15 protein-coding genes are annotated in these 14,823 nt (G+C 76.2%); 12 read left to right on the top strand and 3 right to left on the bottom strand.

The window, feature by feature from the left end; translation table 11 throughout:
• The first annotated feature begins 5 nt into the window (after window positions 1-5).
• The 4 genes from MY520_RS11255 to MY520_RS11240 all read left to right on the top strand — a co-directional run bounded on the left by MY520_RS11255 (window position 6) and on the right by MY520_RS11240 (window position 7,645).
• On the top strand, window positions 6-5,129 hold the full coding sequence (locus tag MY520_RS11255; protein ID WP_436692183.1) for a SpoIIE family protein phosphatase: 5,124 nt from the start codon (window positions 6-8) through the stop codon (window positions 5,127-5,129).
• A gap of 97 nt (window positions 5,130-5,226) precedes the next feature.
• Window positions 5,227-6,234 carry an anti-sigma factor RsbA family regulatory protein gene (locus MY520_RS11250; protein ID WP_436692182.1) on the top strand — a complete coding sequence of 336 codons (1,008 nt, stop codon included), beginning with the start codon at window positions 5,227-5,229 and terminating at the stop codon, window positions 6,232-6,234.
• A gap of 62 nt (window positions 6,235-6,296) precedes the next feature.
• A complete protein-coding gene (locus tag MY520_RS11245; protein ID WP_436692181.1) occupies window positions 6,297-7,130 on the top strand; it encodes an SDR family oxidoreductase in 834 nt (277 codons plus the stop codon).
• On the top strand, window positions 7,127-7,645 hold the full coding sequence (locus MY520_RS11240) for a MarR family winged helix-turn-helix transcriptional regulator (RefSeq protein WP_436692180.1): 519 nt from the start codon (window positions 7,127-7,129) through the stop codon (window positions 7,643-7,645). Before MY520_RS11245 ends, MY520_RS11240 begins: the two co-directional genes overlap by 4 nt.
• Window positions 7,646-7,706: 61 nt before the next feature.
• Here MY520_RS11240 and MY520_RS11235 read toward each other — a convergent pair whose 3' ends face one another.
• Window positions 7,707-8,795 carry an ATP-dependent DNA ligase gene (locus MY520_RS11235; protein ID WP_436692179.1) on the bottom strand — a complete coding sequence of 363 codons (1,089 nt, stop codon included), beginning with the start codon at window positions 8,793-8,795 and terminating at the stop codon, window positions 7,707-7,709.
• A gap of 154 nt (window positions 8,796-8,949) precedes the next feature.
• Here MY520_RS11235 and MY520_RS11230 point away from each other — a divergent pair, with 154 nt between their 5' ends.
• From MY520_RS11230 to MY520_RS11220, 3 genes are read left to right on the top strand one after another with little or no spacing between them, the layout of a single operon-like run.
• Complete coding sequence (locus MY520_RS11230; RefSeq protein WP_436692178.1) at window positions 8,950-9,522, top strand: NADPH-dependent FMN reductase; 573 nt, start codon at window positions 8,950-8,952, stop codon at window positions 9,520-9,522.
• A 46-nt stretch (window positions 9,523-9,568) separates the two neighbouring features.
• Window positions 9,569-10,042 (top strand): DUF1992 domain-containing protein, encoded by a 474-nt coding sequence (locus MY520_RS11225; RefSeq protein ID WP_436692177.1) that lies wholly within the window; start codon window positions 9,569-9,571, stop codon window positions 10,040-10,042.
• Window positions 10,043-10,049: 7 nt separating this feature from the next.
• Window positions 10,050-10,241 carry a hypothetical protein gene (locus MY520_RS11220; RefSeq protein WP_436692176.1) on the top strand — a complete coding sequence of 64 codons (192 nt, stop codon included), beginning with the start codon at window positions 10,050-10,052 and terminating at the stop codon, window positions 10,239-10,241.
• An 18-nt stretch (window positions 10,242-10,259) separates the two neighbouring features.
• Here MY520_RS11220 and MY520_RS11215 read toward each other — a convergent pair whose 3' ends face one another.
• Together MY520_RS11215 and MY520_RS11210 are read right to left on the bottom strand one after the other, a co-directional pair.
• A complete protein-coding gene (locus MY520_RS11215) occupies window positions 10,260-10,628 on the bottom strand; it encodes a nuclear transport factor 2 family protein (RefSeq protein ID WP_436692175.1) in 369 nt (122 codons plus the stop codon).
• A 26-nt stretch (window positions 10,629-10,654) separates the two neighbouring features.
• The gene (locus MY520_RS11210; protein WP_436692174.1) at window positions 10,655-11,044 is read right to left on the bottom strand and encodes a hypothetical protein; all 390 of its coding nucleotides are present in this window, start codon (window positions 11,042-11,044) and stop codon (window positions 10,655-10,657) included.
• A gap of 87 nt (window positions 11,045-11,131) precedes the next feature.
• On the opposite strand from MY520_RS11210, the gene MY520_RS11205 reads away from it, so the two are divergent.
• The 5 genes from MY520_RS11205 (at window position 11,132) to MY520_RS11185 (ending at window position 14,782) form a co-directional block, all read left to right on the top strand.
• The gene (locus tag MY520_RS11205) at window positions 11,132-11,911 is read left to right on the top strand and encodes a helix-turn-helix domain-containing protein (RefSeq protein ID WP_436692173.1); all 780 of its coding nucleotides are present in this window, start codon (window positions 11,132-11,134) and stop codon (window positions 11,909-11,911) included.
• A 32-nt stretch (window positions 11,912-11,943) separates the two neighbouring features.
• Window positions 11,944-12,258: an ArsR/SmtB family transcription factor gene (locus tag MY520_RS11200; protein ID WP_436692172.1), complete on the top strand. Its 315-nt coding sequence runs from the start codon at window positions 11,944-11,946 to the stop codon at window positions 12,256-12,258.
• Entirely contained in the window at window positions 12,258-12,782 is a 525-nt protein-coding gene (locus tag MY520_RS11195; RefSeq protein ID WP_436692171.1) for an SRPBCC family protein, read from the top strand. Before MY520_RS11200 ends, MY520_RS11195 begins: the two co-directional genes overlap by 1 nt.
• A gap of 168 nt (window positions 12,783-12,950) precedes the next feature.
• On the top strand, window positions 12,951-13,748 hold the full coding sequence (locus MY520_RS11190) for a hypothetical protein (protein WP_436692170.1): 798 nt from the start codon (window positions 12,951-12,953) through the stop codon (window positions 13,746-13,748).
• The gene (locus tag MY520_RS11185; protein ID WP_436692169.1) at window positions 13,745-14,782 is read left to right on the top strand and encodes a hypothetical protein; all 1,038 of its coding nucleotides are present in this window, start codon (window positions 13,745-13,747) and stop codon (window positions 14,780-14,782) included. The genes MY520_RS11190 and MY520_RS11185 overlap by 4 nt, the downstream gene beginning before the upstream one ends.
• The last annotated feature ends 41 nt before the right edge of the window (window positions 14,783-14,823 follow it).

The following is a 14,823-nucleotide window of genomic DNA, read 5'->3' as shown; positions in this document are numbered from 1 at the left end:
CCGCGGTGACCGAGAACGCCGCCGGGCGGACGCTGTTCGCCGACGGTGGTGAGGTCGGGCGCGCCATGGCCGAGCGCGACTGGACGCAGACGCCGCTCGGCCCGCCCGAGCAGTGGCCGTCCGAGTTGCGCAACGTCGTCCGCATCGTGCTGACGTCGCGGTTCTCCATGTGGGCCGCCTACGGCCCGGAGCTGACGACCTTCTACAACGACGCCTACAAGCACGACACCCTCCAGGCGAAGCACCCGTGGGCGCTGGGCCGGCCGGCCCGGGAGATGTGGTCGGAGATCTGGGAGGACATCGGGCCGCGCATCCAGTCCGTGCTCGACACGGGGATCGCCACCTGGGACGAGGACCTGCTGCTCTTCCTCGAGCGGAGCGGCTATCCGGAGGAGACCTACCACACCTTCTCCTACAGCCCGATCGACGATCCCGACGGCCGGCCGCAGGGCATGCTCTGCGTGGTCACGGAGAACACCGAGCGGGTGGTCGGCGAGCGCCGGATGGCCGCCCTCCGGGACCTCGCCTCCGCCATCGCGACCACCCGCACCCGGGCCGACGTGCTGGGCGCCGTGTGCGAGCAGCTCGGGCGGGACCTCGCCGACCTGCCGTTCAGCCTCACGTACCTGTTCGACGGGTCCGGCACGGCGCGGCTCGGCTGCGCGACCGGTGTCGAGCCCGGCTCGGCCGCGGCTCCGGAGGTGATCGAGCCGGGCGACGAGGGCTGGCCGCTGGACCGGGTACTCGCCGGCGAGCAGGTCCTCGTCGAGGACCTCGCCGACCGCTTCTCCGGCCTCCCCACCGGGGCGTGGCAACGGCCGCCGACGCAGGCCGTCGTCGTCCCGATCGCCTCCTCGGCCCAGGACGAGGGGCCGGTGACCGCGTTCCTGGTCGCCGGGCTCAGCCCGCACCGGCGCTACGACGACTCCTACCGCGGCTTCATCGAGCTGGTCGGCAACCAGATCGGCTCCGGCCTGCTCAACGCCGGCAGCTACGAGGCCGAACGCAGCCGCGCCGAGGCGCTGGCCGAGCTCGACCGGGCCAAGACCGACTTCTTCAGCAACGTCAGCCACGAGTTCCGCACCCCGCTGACGCTGATTGCCGGTCCGGTCGCCGAGCTGCAGGCCAGCCCCGTCGCCCGGGCCGACCCCCGGGTGCGCGAGGAGCTCGAGGTCATCGAGCGCAACGCGCTGCGGCTGGGGAAGCTGGTCAACACCCTCCTGGACTTCTCCCGCATCCAGGCCGGGCGGATCGACGCCCGCTTCGAGCCGGTCGACCTCGCCGCCACCACGGCCGAGCTGGCCAGCGTCTTCCGGTCGGCGGTCACCCGCGCCGGCCTGGACTTCACCGTCGACTGCGCGCCGCTGGGCGAGCCGGTGCACATCGACCGGGAGATGTGGGAGAAGGTCGTCCTCAACCTGCTCTCCAACGCGCTGAAGTTCACCTTCACCGGCGGCATCGCCGTGCGCCTCGAGCGCGACGGCGGCGTGGCGCTGCTCCAGGTGAGTGACACCGGCACGGGCATCCCGCCCGAGGAGCTGCCGCGCCTGTTCGAGCGCTTCCACCGGGTCGCGCACGCCCGTGGGCGGTCCGGCGAGGGCAGCGGCATCGGGCTGGCGATGGTCCGCGAGCTCGTCGGCCTGCACGGCGGCAGCATCGATGTGGAGAGCACCCCCGGGAACGGGACGACGTTCACCGTCTCGCTGCCGTTCGGCACCGCGCACCTGCCCGCCGACCGGCTGGCCGAGGCGGTCCCGTCCGCCGCCGGTACCGGGATCTCGCCGGCCGCCGTGCCGTTCGTCGCCGAGGCGCTGCGATGGCTGCCCGACGGCGACCCCGACGGGCCGGCCGAGACCGACCCCCTCCCGCCCGGGAGCGGCGCGGGCCGGGTGCTGGTGGCCGACGACAACGCCGACATGCGCCGCTACGTCGTCCGGCTGCTCGCCTCGCGGTACGACGTCCGGGCGGTCGCCGACGGCCGGCAGGCCCTGGACGCCGCGCTCGCCGACCCGCCGGACCTCGTGGTCAGCGACGTGATGATGCCGGGGCTGGACGGCGTCGAGCTGCTGGCCGCCCTGCGCGCCGACGTCCGGACCGCCCGCGTCCCGGTCCTCCTCCTCTCGGCCCGCGCCGGCGAGGAGGCAGCCGTCGAGGGACTGGCGGCCGGCGCCGACGACTACCTGGTCAAGCCGTTCTCCGCGCAGGAGCTGCTGGCCCGGGTGGGCGCCCACCTGCAGCTGGGCCGGGTGCGGCGGGCAGCCGAGGAGCGGTTCACCGCCACCGCCGACCTGGCCCCTGCGCTCATCTGGGTGGCCGACACCGAGCTGCGCCGCCTGTTCGTCAACCGCGGCTGGTCGGAGTTCACCGGACGGCCGATCGGCGAGGAGCTCGGTCACGGGTGGGAGCACGGGATCCACCCGGAGGACCGCGAGCGCTACGCCGAGGTGGTGGCCGCCGCCACCGCCCGCCGCGACGGCTGGGAGGTCGACTTCCGGCTGCGCCGCACCGACGGCGCGTACCACTGGCTGCTGGAGCGGGCCACGCCCATCGGCGCCGGCGAGACCTTCGCGGGCTACGTGGGCAGCTGCACCGACGTCAACGCCCGCACCCGGGAGACCGCCCGGCAGACCCTGCTGGCCGAGGTCGGCGCCGCACTGGACCGCGAGACGACGGTCGAGGGCCAGACCGGCGCGCTGGCCCGGCTGCTGGTCGAGCGCCGGCTGGCCGACCTGTGCACGGTGCGCCTGGTCGAGGACGACGGCCGGCTCCGCTGGGCCGGGATCGCCGGCCTGGACGGGGGGACGGAGGCGGCGCTGGCCGGGCTGGACCCCGACGTCGGCGTGGGGCCGGAGGTGCTGAGGACCGGCCGGTCGGTGGTGCACCCGACGCTGGCGGGCGCGACCGACCTCGGCCCGGGCCACCCGGCCCTCGCGCCGCCGCTGGCGGTCGCCTCGGTGCTCGCGCTCCCGCTGACCGTGCGCGGGCGGGTGCTCGCCGTCCTCGCACTGGGGCGTCGGGCGGACGCGCCGCCGTACACCGACGACGACCGTGCGCTGCTCGAGGAGGTCGCCGCCCGCGCGGCGCTGGCCGTCGACAACGCGCTGCTGCTGGCCGAGGAGCGCGGCGCGGCCCGGCGGCTGGCCCTCCTGCAGAGGGCCACCGCCGAGCTGTCGGCCGCGACGACGCCCGTCGAGGTGGCGGTCGCCGCGGCCGGGCACGTCCGGCAGCTGACCGGCCCGGAGAGCCGGGTGGCGGTCTACGAGTTCGACCGCTCGCACCGCGCGCTGGCCGCGCTCACGATCGACGGCGGCAGCCCGGAGGGGCAGCGGCTGTGGACCACCCTCCCGCTGTCGCTGTCCCTCCCCGCGACGCGGGCGGTGACCGAGCGCCGGCCGGTGTGGGTCGAGGACGCCTCGGACCGGCCGGCGCTGCCCCCGGACCTGGAGCAGGCGGTCCGGGCCTACGGGCTCGGCGCCATCGTCGCCCTCCCGCTCACCGTCGCCGGGCGCGTGGTCGGCGTCCTCTCGGTCGCCTGGCCGAGGGTGCGGCGGTTCTCCGCCGTCGACCGCGCGATGCTGCTGGCCGTCGCCGAGCAGTGCGCGCAGGCCCTCGACCGCGCCCGCCTCTACCGGGCCGAGCAGGGCATCGCCGAGACCCTGCAGCTGAGCCTGCTGCCGGCCCAGCTGCCCCGGCTCGGGAGGCTCGCGCTGGCGGCGCACTACATCCCGGGCGCCGAGGGCAGCCAGGCCGGCGGGGACTGGTACGACGTCGTCCAGCTGGAGGACGACCGGGTGGCCATCGCCGTCGGCGACGTCGTCGGCCAGGGCCCGGCCGCCGCGGCGGTCATGGGGCAGCTGCGCAGCGCGCTGTCCGCAGCCCTGCTGCAGGGCGCCGGGCCCGCCGACGCACTGGAGCTGCTCGACCGCTTCGCCGCCCGGCTGCCCGGCTCGCTCGCCTCGACCGCGGCCTGCCTCGTGCTCGACGCCCAGACCGGCACGGTCCGGTGGGCGCGGGCCGGTCACCCGCCACCACTGCTGGTGACCCCGGACGGCGCCCGGCTGCTCGACCAGGCCGGCTCCGGGGCCGTGCTCGGCGCTCCGGGGCGGCCACCGTACAGCGAGGGCTGCGTCGACATCCCGGTCGGCGCGACCCTGCTGCTCTACACCGACGGCCTGGTGGAGCGGCGGGGCGAGCTGCTGGACGAGGGGCTGGACCGCGTCGCGTCCACCGCGGCCCGGCACGCGGGTGCGGACCCGGTCCGGCTCACCGACCGGCTGCTGGCCGAGGTGCTGGCCGACGCCGACCAGCCCGACGACGTGGCGGTCATCGCCGCCCGGCTGCTGCCCGCCCCGCTCGACGAGCGGCTGCCGGCCGACCCGGCCCGCCTGGCCGGCGTGCGGCGCGAGCTCGCCGCGTGGGCGGCGGCGGCCGGACTGCCGTACGAGACCGTCGACGACCTGCAGCTCGCGCTGGGCGAGGCGCTGGCCAACGCCGTCGAGCACGCCTACACGGGGGCCGGCGTCGGTGCGGGGGACGGCGCCTGCGCGTACCGGGTGGCCCGCGACCTCGACGGCGGCGTGCTGGTGGAGGTGCGGGACAACGGGGTCTGGCGCCCGCCGCCGGAGGACCGCGGGCACCGCGGCCGTGGCCTGGAGCTGATCACCGCGCTGGCCTCGGACGTCGAGGTGGCCCGCGGGCCGGACGGCGGCGGCACCACGGTCCGCTTCCGCGTGCCGCCGGGTACCGCGGCGCCCGGCGTCCGCCCCCAGCGCGCCGCCCTGCCGGCGGGGGACGGCGGCGCGCACCTGGTGGTCCACCAGGATCGCGGCGGGCCGCGCCTTGAGGTCGTCGGCGAGGTGGACCTGGTCGCGGCCGGCCCGCTCGGCGCGGAACTGGCCCACTGCCTGTCCGGCCTGCCCCGCGGATCGTCGGCGACCCTGGACCTGCGGTCCACCACGTACCTGGCCAGCGCCGGGATCGGGATGGTCCTGCAGCTCCTCGCCCGCGCGGGTGATGCGGACGTGCGACTGGGCGTGCAGACGCAGCACGGAACGCCACCGGCGCGCATACTCGCTCTGGCCGGGCTGGGGGAACAGGTGGCCGAGTGGGCGACGCCCCCGTCTGCCTGACGGTGTGCGCGACCCGCTCCGGCGGGACCCCGGTCCCGCGGAGTGCAGAGTGACGTGGCAGTCGGCCGGTCCCCCCGGCCAGCGAGAGGACGGGCCGGTGGAGAGCACGGTGGGCGAGCACGTGGCGCCGTCCGTCCTCCCGGGTCCGCGCACGGGGTCACCGGACCCGGCGCGGTTCCGCCACGGCGCCGCGGTCGTCGACACCCGGGACGAGCTGCTCGCCGCCGCGCTGCCGTTCCTGGACGCCGGGCTGCGGGCCGGAGACCTGGTCGCGCTGACCTGTCCGCCCGAGACGGCGGAACTGCTCTGCGCGGAGCTGGGCGAGCGCCACCGCCTGGTGCACGAGGACCCCGCCCTCGGCCTGCTCGGTGCGCGGGCACCCGACGTCCTCGGGCGGGCCCGCCGGCTGCTCACGCGGGCGGCGGAGCGCGGGTCGGGTCGGCTGCGGGTCTTCTCCGAGGTCGACTTCGGCGACCACCCGGCGGGCTGGCGGGAAGGGCAGCGGTTCGAGTCGGTGTGCAACCGGATCCTGCGCGACGCCCCGATCACGTCGTTGTGCGTCTACGACCGCGGCCGGCTCCTCTCCTCGGTCGTCGACAGCGCCCGCAGCACCCACCCGGAGCTGGTCCGGGGCGACTCGTGGGCGGTCAACGCCGGCTACCAGGACCCGCTCACCTTCGTCGCGTCGCTGCCGGTGACGCGGGAGCCGGTCGAGGACACCCCGCCGGTGTTCGCCGTCGACGACGCGCCGGTGCTGGCGCAGCTGCGGCACGCCATGGGCGCCGTCCTGGCCGCCCGGGTGCCCGACCGCGAGCAGCGGGAGGACCTCCACCTGGCCACCAGCGAGGTGGCCGCCAACGCCTTCCGGCACGGCGTCCGACCCGTCTCGGCGCGGATCTGGGCGGACCGCACGTCGATGGTGGTCACCATCACCGACGCCGGGCACTCCTTCTCCGACCCGCTGGCCGGTTTCCAGCCGGCGCACGGCGACGACCTCAGCCGCGGCGGGATGGGCCTGTGGCTCGCCCGCAAGCTGTGGGACTCCGTCGACCTGCTGCCCGGGCCCGGCGGCTTCACCGTCCGGTTGAGCGCGCGACTGCGCTGAGTTCCGTTCCGACACCTCCCCGTGCTTGACGGCGGCGATTCCTCACTGTTGAGGTACCTGGTGTGATCGTGGTGACGGCGGCGGGCGGGCAGACGGGGAGCGCCGTCGTCCGGGCCCTGCGGAAACGCGGCGAGCAGGTGCGCGCGGTCGTCTCCCGGCGCGGTCCCCGCCCGGAGCTGACCGAGCTCGGTGCCGAGGTGGTCGTCGCCGAGCTGACCCAGCCGATGCCGTGGGCCGACGTGCTCGACGGCGCCGGCGCGCTGTACCTGATCTGGCCGAACTTCGACCCCGACGAGGCCGAGGGGGCCGCCGCGATCTTCGGCGAGGCGCGGCGGGCCGGCGTCCCGCGCGTCGTCTACCACTCGGTGCTGCGGCCGCAGGTTCGCTCCATGCCCCACCACGCCGCCAAGGACCGCGCCGAGGAGGCGCTCGACGCGGCCGGGCTGGCCTGGCGGGTGCTGCAGCCGTGCGCCTACGCGCAGAACCTCGACGACCAGCTGCCGGAGGTGGCCCGCAGCGGCCGGCTGCGCAGCCCGTGGGGACTGCGCACCGGGCAGTCGCTGGTCGACCTCGCCGACGTCGCCGAGGCCGCGGCCGTGCTGCTCACCGAGGACGGCCTGGACGGCGGCACGTTCGAGGCGGCCGGCCCGGAGCCGCTGCCCGCACCGCGGCTGGCCGAGCTCATGGGCCAGCGCCTCGGGCGTGAGGTGACCGTGGAGGACGTCGTCCCGCGCGGCGAGGTGCCTGCCGCGTACGCCGGCCGCTGCCGGCGGCTGATGTTCGACCACTACCGGTCGCACGGCTTCGCCGGCAGCCCCCGCGTGCTCACCGCGCTGCTCGGCCGCCCGCCGCGGAGCTACGCCGAGCACCTGGCCGACGTGGCGCTCCCGGCGTGAGGGACCCCGCCGGCGAGGACGCCGTCGACCTGATCCTCGAGCAGTGGGCGCGGGAGCGGCCCGACCTCGACTGCAGCCCCATGGGCGTCATCGGCCGGATCAGCCAGCTGCAGCGGGAGGTCTACCTGGCGCAGCGGGCCACGTTCGCCCGGCACGGGCTGGACGCGCCGTCGTTCGACGTGCTGGCGGCGCTGCGGCGGGCCGGCGCGCCCTACCAGCTGACCCCGACGGCGCTCATGCGCACCGCGCTGGTGACCTCGGGCGCGATCACCCAGCGGCTGGACCGGCTGGAGGAGCGGGGGCTGATCACCCGCGAGCGCAGCGAGGCCGACGGGCGGGCCGTCGTCGTCACGCTCAGCGAGGCCGGCCGCGCGGCCCTGGACGCCGCGCTGCCCGACCACCTGGAGACCGAGCGCCGGCTGCTCTCCGGCCTGTCCAACGGCGACCGGGAGCAGCTGGCCGGGCTGCTGCGCCGGCTGCTGGTCGCCCTCGGCCGGGTACCGCAGCGCCCCTGACCCCCGGGTCCTGACCGGCGCTTTCCGCGGAAATCGACGGCGGCGGTTTCCGCGGAGAGCGTCAGATGCCGGGGACGTCCCCGGGCTCGAGGTCGGGGCGGACCCGCACGAAGCGCAGCGGGTGCCGGAAGACGCCGGCCTCCAGCGCGGCGTCCGCGGCGACCTCGACGACGGCGTCCGGCGCCACCCGGGTCAGCGGCACCGACAGCCGGCCGCCGCCGAAGCGGCCCGTGCCGATCCGGTCGGGCCACGGGTGGTCCGGTCCGGCCGGCCGGAGGACGGCGGCCAGCTCGGCGGCCTGCGCGGGGGACAGCGGGCTGCTGCGGCCGACGACGACGAGCTCGCCGTCGCGGTACCGCCCGGCCACCAGCTGGCTGGGCCGCTCGATGGGGCCGATCACGCCGCCGGCGACCACCTCGGTCGTCTCCCAGGACTTGACCTTGACCCACTCCCGCCGACCGGGCGCGTAGCGGGTGCCCGCACCCTTGGCGACCAGGCCCTCGACACCCGCGGCCCGCCAGTCGGTGGACCACTGCCGCGCCTCGTCGGGGTCGGTGGTGGCGGGGCAGAGCTGCATCGGCGGCGCCCACCGCCCGGCCAGCTCCTCCAGCGCGGCCCGCCGCTCGCGCAGCCGGCGGCGGCGCAGGTCGGCACCGCCGAGGGCGAGCAGGTCGAAGGCGACGTAGGAGGCGGGGGCGGCGGCGACGAGGGCGCCGATCCGGCCGGGCGGGGTGACCATGCGCCGCTGCAGCAGCCCGAAGTCCAGCCGGGAGCCGTTCCACACGACGACCTCGCCGTCGACCACCGTGCCCGGAGGCACCTGGGCGACCGCGGCGGCGGCGACGTCCGGGAAGCGGTCGGTGAGGTCGCGGCCCTGCTTGGACCACAGCCGGGTACTGCCGCCGGTGCGGACGACGACCAGCCGGTAGCCGTCCCACTTCGGCTCGTAGAGCACTCCGCCGGGCAGCGCGTCGGCCCGCGGGATGTCGCGGACGGCCTTGGCCAGCTCCACCGCGACCGGCCCGGCCAGCTCGGGCGGGACGTCGGGCAACCCGGGGACGGACAGCGGCACGCCGGTCAGCCTGGGGGGTGCCGGGCCGCTGCGCAGGGCGCTGAGCTGCTTCTTCACCCCTTCGTGGCAGGTCGCCACGCTGCGCGAGGATCCCGGCGGGCGGCACGTCGTCCCCCGGCGGGTCAAGTCACGATCGGGTGACGGGGCAGCGAGTGACGTCTCCGCCACACCGGGGATTCAGGGGGCTCCGGCGCGGTTGAGAGCTCCACGAAGCCGTCGTGAGGAGCTCTCCGTGTCCCGTCCCGTCCTGCAGGTCGTCGCCGCCAGCACACGCCCCGGCCGGCGGGGTCTCGCCGTCGCCCGCTGGGTGACCCGCCTGGCCGAGGTGCACGGGGGCTTCGACGTCGAGCTGGTCGATCTCGCCGAGGTGGGGCTGCCGGTGTTCGACGAGCCGCACCACCCGCGGCTGCAGCAGTACGTGCACCAGCACACGAAGGACTGGAGCGCGACGGTCGCCCGCGCCGACGCCTTCGTCTTCGTGACCCCGGAGTACAACCACTCCTTCCCGGGCGCGCTGAAGAACGCGCTGGACTTCCTCTCGGTCGAGTGGGCCGACAAGGCGGCCGGCCTGGTGACCTACGGCGGCGTCTCGGCGGGGCTGCGCGCGTCCAGTGCGCTCAAGCCGGTGCTCGGCGCCCTGCGGGTGCTGCCGGTGGTCGAGGCGGTGTCGGTGCCGTTCTTCGCGCAGTTCCTCGACCAGGACGACGAGTTCTCCCCCAACGCCGAGCTGGAGGCCGGCGGCAAGGCGATGCTCGACGAGCTGCAGCGGGTCACCGCCGCGCTGCGCCCCCTCCGGGCCGCCTGAGCCCGAGCTCACCCGCCGCCCGGCTCGCGGTGTCACCCTGGAGGGGATGACGGAGCGCAAGCCGCCCGGGATGTCGTTCGAGACCTGGGTCGATCAGCAGCTCGCGCAGGCGCGGGCCCGCGGGGCCTTCGACGACCTCGACGGTGCCGGCCGGCCGCTGCCCCGCCGCGAGCGGGAGCAGGGCAGTTACGACTGGGCCCTGGACTGGGCCCGGCGGCAGGCGGCCGACCCCCGCGACCTGCTGCCGCCCGGCATGGCGCTGCGCAGGGAGCGCGACGAGCTGCCCGGGCGGGTGGCCGGGCTGCCCTCCGAGGCCGCCGTCCGCGCGCTCGCCGAGGACTACAACGCCCGCGTCGAGGCCTTCTGGCGCCGTCCGCAGGAGAGCCGGTGGGCGCCCGTGCCCGGCCTGGCCGACGTCGAGGCGCTCGTCGCGCACTGGCGGGCCACCCGTCCGCCGCCTCCGCCCCCCGAGGTCCCGGCTCCGCCGCCGCGTCGCCGGTGGTGGCACCGGCGACGATGATCGGCGGATGCGCTTCGTGCTCGAGGTGGACCTGGACGCCGGGGCTCTGGCCGGGGACGACCGGGCCGCGGAACTGGGCCGGATCCTGCGGTACTGGGGCGGCAGCATGAAGCAGGTGCCGCTGGACGCCGGCACCCGCCAGGACCTCTACGACAGCGGCTACACCGCGGTCGGGTCCTGGCGGGTGGAGGAGAGCTGACACCTGCCGGAGCGGCGGTCAGGCGGCGGCGGGCACCCGGTCGAGGAAGCCCAGCACGGCCCGGATCCGGCCGTCCCCGTCGGTGACGGCGACGTCGAAACCGGCGATGGGCGCCTCCGCCCCCTCCGGCCCGAGGTGCCACGTGAAACGCACCTGGTCGTGGTGGGCGTCGACCGGCCCGGCCAGCCGGAACACGAAGCCAGGGAACTGCGCCTGGACCGCCGCGATGGTGGCCGCGATGGCCTCGCGACCGGCCACGTCGGCCAGCGGGTCGGTGTACCGGGCGTCCTCGGCGAACACCTCCTCGACCAGGACCCGTCGGGCGGCGGGGTCGGTCTCGTTCCAGGCGGCCAGGTAGCGGGCGGCGGTGTCGGGCGAGGCGGTCATGGTGGTTCTCCTCTCGGTGGGGCGGATCAGGAACGCCGCAGGCCGGCGGCCTGCAGGACGGCGAAGGCGGCGACGACGGCGGCCTGCAGGACCAGCCAGACGGCGCCGACGGTGGACGGCGTGCCGAGGTCGGCGATCACGACCACGACGGAGCCGGCGGCCCACAGCAGGTTGGCGCCGACGACGGTCCGGACGGCGGGCGCGACCGGCCGGTCGCCGACCAGCCAGACGGCCGCGGCGTAGACCAGCAGGAAGACGCCGACCCCGCGCAGGACGCCGTCCGGCAGGCCGAGCAGGTCGGCGAGCGGGCCGGCGGCCAGCAGGTAGGCCGCGCCGTTGAGGCCGGTGACGACGGCGTCGAGCCGCAGCGCGAGGCGGAGCAGGGACGCCGGAGCGGGAGCGGTGGTGGTTGTCATGGCGACCACGCTGGCGCGGCTCGCGCGGCCGGTCGATTACCTGCGAGGTAAGCGACGGGCCCGCCCGCCGTCGCTAGCGTCGCAGCCGTGACCGCCGTCGAGACCCGGCCCCCCGTGGGCGAGCTGCTGCGCGACTGGCGGCAGCGGCGCCGGCTCAGCCAGCTCGACCTCTCCAGCGAGGCGGGGGTGTCGGCCCGTCACCTGAGCTTCGTCGAGACCGGGCGGGCGCGGCCGAGCCGGGAGATGGTGCTGCACCTGGCGGAGCAGCTGGAGGTGCCGCTGCGGGAGCGGAACGAACTGCTGCTGGCGGCCGGGTATGCGCCGGTCTACGGACGGCGGCGGCTCGACGACCCCGACATGGCCGCCGTCCGGACCGCGCTGGACCTCGTCCTGACCGCCTACGAGCCCTACCCAGCGCTCGTCGTCGACCGCGGCTGGCACCTGGTGGCCGGCAACCGCAGCCTGGCGCTGCTGACCGCCGGCACGGACCCGGCCCTGCTCGTGCCGCCGGTGAACGTGCTGCGGCTCGGCCTGCACCCGCGCGGGCTGGCGCCGCGGATCCTCAACCTGCCGCAGTGGCGCACCCACCTGCTCACCTGGCTGGCCCGGGAGGCGCACCTGACCGCCGACCCCGCCCTGGCCGCCCTGCACCGGGAGCTGGCGGCGCTTCCGGGTGGCTCGGACCGCCGGCCGCCCGACGGCATCGCCGTGCCGCTGCGGCTGCGGCACGGGGACGACGTGCTGTCCTTCCTCAGCACGGTGACGACGTTCGGCACCGCCGTGGACCTGACGGCGGCCGAGCTCTCGGTGGAGGCGTTCCTGCCGGCGGACGCGCACACGGCCGAGGTGCTCCGTCACATGCCTTGACGGAAATATGCCGAGCGAGGCATGCTCGGGTCGTGCGCGAGGCGACGTGGGCGGCGCTGCTCGACCCCCACCGGCGGCGGGCGCTCGCCCTGCTGCGGGAGCGACCGAGGGCCGTCGGTGAGCTGGTCGGCGCCCTGGGTCTGAGCCAGCCGGCCACCTCCAAGCACCTGCGGGTGCTCCGGGAGGCCGGCCTGGTCCGGGTGGTCCCCGACGCCCAGCGCCGCATCTACGCGCTGGACCCGGCCCCGCTCGCGGAACTGGACGCCTGGCTGGCGCCCTACCGGGCGCTGTGGAACGACCGCCTCGACGCACTCGGCCGCCACCTCGACGAGAACCCGGAGACGTGATGGACCTCGGCACCTACATCGAGTACGACGGGCGGCCCGCCGTCCGCTTCCAGCGCACCTACGCCCACCCGGTGGAGCGGGTCTGGCGGGCGGTCAGCGACCCGGCCGAGCTCGCCGCGTGGTTTCCCTCGCAGGTGCGGCTGGAGCAGCGGACCGGTGGCACGATCACCTTCACCGGTGATCCGTACGCCGAGGACGAGACCGGCACGGTGCTGGTCTACGACCCGCCGCACCGGTTGTCCTTCACCTGGTACGACGACGTGATCCACCTGATCGTCGAGCCCATGGACGGCGGGCACAGCTCGCTGACCCTGGTCGACGTGCTCGACGAGGCGCAGGCCGCGGCGCGCAACGCCAGCGGCTGGTTCGTGTGCCTCGACGAGCTGGCCACGCTGCTCGAGGGCCGGACGGGGGCGGGCCCGCACGGCGAGGGGGCCGTGCCGTGGGAGCCGGTGTACGAGGCCCACGTGCAGGCCGGGCTGCCGTCGGGGGTCGAGATCCCGGACGCCGCGCCCCGCACCTGACCCGCCCACAGTGCTCGTGCTCTGCCCACCGTGGTGGGCAGAGCACGAGCACCCGTGGGAACGCTGCGCGCGGTCGTCGTCGCGTGGGGTAGTAGGTCCCTTCCCCCGGGTGCTCCGGGCCGCAACGGTGGTCTCCGTACGTATCGGCCTCGGTCACAGGAGGTCACCTTGACCTGGACCGCGTCCTCTCGGGGACTGCTCGGCGTCGGTGTGGCGGTGGTGGTCGCCGCCTGCGGGGGGTCCGCTCCGCAGGCGGAGGGGACGCAGGCGCAGTCCTCGTCCGGGGCGGCAGAGACCGAGGAGCCGGTCGCGTCCGGCGGGGACGACGTCCCGCCCGAGGGCGGTGCTGCCGCGGGCGGTGGAGACTCGGCGACCCCTGCGGACGGGGGCGGAACGGGGGCAACCGGCGGTGAGAGCCCGTCGACCGGGGCGTCCGGTGGCGACGACAGCCCGCCGCCGGCCTCCGGTGGCGGCCGGGAGCCGCCGCCGGCGTCGGGTGGCGACGAGCAGCCGCCGGCCTCGGGCGGAGCGCAGCCGCCGCCGGCTCCCAAGAGCGAGGTGGAGCCGCCGGCTCCGAAGAGCGAGGTGGAGCCGCCGCCCGCCTCCGGTGGAGGAGGCGACACCGGGTCCCGTCCGGGATCGCCGGACCAGGTCCCCGGTGGCACGTCCGGAGGGGAGACCGAGCCGGGCCGGCAGGGAACGCCCATCGAGATCCCCGTCTTCGAGGACAGGGGGCGACCCCATGACGGCGACCTCGAGACCAACCTCGAGCAGAGGTGCGCGACGGTCTGCACGATCGTGTTCTCCCCGGACGTCGAGCCCGACGAGAACTCCCCGTTGTGCGTGGCGGACTTCTCGTACAGCAAGGAGCCCGAGGGCGGGCTGATCCAGCAGGACACCGTGGTGACCGTGCTCCTCACTGCCGCTGCCTGCGGGTCGTCCGGTGAACAGCAGTCGGCTGGATGACCGCGACCCGGGTACGTCCCCAGACCTCCGGCGCCCGTCGGTCGCGGCCGGGCTGGCGACGGGCGGAGCACTGGCGCCGCGCGGCCCGGACCGCGTGGCGACGGTCCGAGCAGAGCGGGCGCCGACCGGCCGCTGTCGACGAGGACGTCGCCGCCGGCGATGCGCTACCGCAGGTCCTCACGACCGTCGGCGCGGTCATCGCCCCCACGACGGCCATCACGGCCCTGCTGCTGTACTTCGGCCGGCAGCACGCCAACGCCTTCTTCGGGTACTTCGGCGTCAACTTCACCGTCCTCGACCTGACGCCGAACGACTTCCTGGTGCGCAGCGCGGACGGGCTGTTCATGCCCATCGCCGTGGCGGCCTCGTGTGCCCTCGGTGGGCTGTGGGCGCACCGGTTCGCCGTGCGCCGGCTGCCCCGCGACCGGCGGCGTGCGGCCCTCGGGCGCGCCGCCCCGGTGGTGGGCGGTTTCGGCGGGCTGCTGGTGGTTGTCGCGGCTGTCGCCGTGGTCAGGGGTCCCGGCTGGCCACGCCGGTTCCCCGAGGCCGGCGGACTGGCCCTCTCGATCGGGGTGGTGCTGCTGGTCTACGCCGTCCACCTGGCGCGTCAGGCGCGTGACGGCCGGCGTGGTCCGGGCCTCTCCGGGAGCGGGCTGGCCGAGTGGGCCGCCGCGTTCGTGCTGATCACCGTGGGGCTCTTCTGGGCGGTGAGCACCTACGCGCGCGGCGTCGGCCTCGGTCGGGCCGCCCAGCTGGAGGAGGGCCTGGCCGGGTGGCCCGACGCCGTGGTCTTCAGCGAGCGGGACCTGCGCATCGACGTCCCGGGGGTCGACCCGGTGACCTGCGCGGACCCCGAGGGTGCCTACCGCTTCCGCTACGACGGCCTGAAGCTGGTCCAGCAGGCCGGCGACCACTACCTCCTGCTGCCGGAGGCGTGGGCGCCGGAGTCCGGGGCCGCCGTCCTCCTCCCGCGCACCGACGCGGTCCGGCTGGAGTTCGCCCTCCCCGGGCGGGAACCTCCGGCCGCCTGCTGACCCGGACCCCGAGGGGCAGAAATGGCCATCTCTGCCCCTCG

Origin of the sequence: Geodermatophilus sp. CPCC 205506, from assembly GCF_051383635.1 — a bacterium.
Classification (GTDB): Bacteria; Actinomycetota; Actinomycetes; order Mycobacteriales; family Geodermatophilaceae; genus Geodermatophilus.
Note: the sequence above shows the minus strand (reverse complement) of the source record. Positions and strands in the feature narration are given on the sequence as shown.

Excerpts from the sequence above, each read along its gene's own strand:
- MY520_RS11195 (WP_436692171.1), top strand. The coding sequence starts at position 12,258 with ATGGACCTCGGCACCTACATCGAGTACGACGGGCGGCCCGCCGTCCGC.
- MY520_RS11215 (WP_436692175.1), bottom strand. The coding sequence starts at position 10,628 with ATGACCGCCTCGCCCGACACCGCCGCCCGCTACCTGGCCGCCTGGAAC.
- MY520_RS11220 (WP_436692176.1), top strand. The coding sequence starts at position 10,050 with ATGCGCTTCGTGCTCGAGGTGGACCTGGACGCCGGGGCTCTGGCCGGG.
- MY520_RS11210 (WP_436692174.1), bottom strand. The coding sequence starts at position 11,044 with ATGACAACCACCACCGCTCCCGCTCCGGCGTCCCTGCTCCGCCTCGCG.
- MY520_RS11185 (WP_436692169.1), top strand. The coding sequence starts at position 13,745 with ATGACCGCGACCCGGGTACGTCCCCAGACCTCCGGCGCCCGTCGGTCG.
- MY520_RS11225 (WP_436692177.1), top strand. The coding sequence starts at position 9,569 with ATGACGGAGCGCAAGCCGCCCGGGATGTCGTTCGAGACCTGGGTCGAT.